At 44.4% G+C, this 482-nt stretch carries 1 protein-coding gene; it reads left to right on the top strand.

Annotated elements, in window-relative coordinates; genetic code table 11:
* The coding region (locus tag ACTHS8_RS10825) for an NAD(P)H-dependent oxidoreductase (RefSeq protein ID WP_440373712.1) at window positions 1–482 on the top strand (482 nt) is incomplete at both ends.

The raw sequence follows: 482 nt of genomic DNA, 5'->3' as shown, positions 1-482 counted from the left end.
AATCACACGCTTCACAAAAAAGCGAAAGAAGTTTTGACCGCACTTGGACATGATGTAAAAGAAACCGTGATTGATGCCGGCTATGATGTTGAAGCAGAAATTGAAAAATTCTTGTGGATGGATGCCGTGATTTGGCAAATGCCAGGTTGGTGGATGCACGAACCTTGGACAGTGAAAAAATACATAGACGAAGTATTAACTGCCGGACACGGCAAGCTTTACCACAGTGATGGTCGTCATCGTGTTAACCCAACTGAAGGCTACGGCACAGGTGGCTTATTACAAGGCAGAAAACACATGCTTTCGCTTACTTGGAATGCGCCGATTGAAGCCTTCACCCGCGAAGGCGATTTCTTTGAAGGTAAAGGTGTGGATGCGTTGTATATGCACTTCCACAAACTCAATGAGTTCATCGGTTTGACCCGTCTGCCGACATTCTTATGTAACGATGTGATCAAAAATCCACAAGTGGAACAATACTT

Source organism: Neisseria sp. P0016.S008 (assembly GCF_051957775.1).
In the GTDB taxonomy this organism is placed as follows: Bacteria; Pseudomonadota; Gammaproteobacteria; order Burkholderiales; family Neisseriaceae; genus Neisseria; species Neisseria flavescens_B.
The sequence above is the reverse complement of the archived record's forward strand: the minus strand, read 5'-3'. Positions and strand labels throughout refer to the sequence as shown.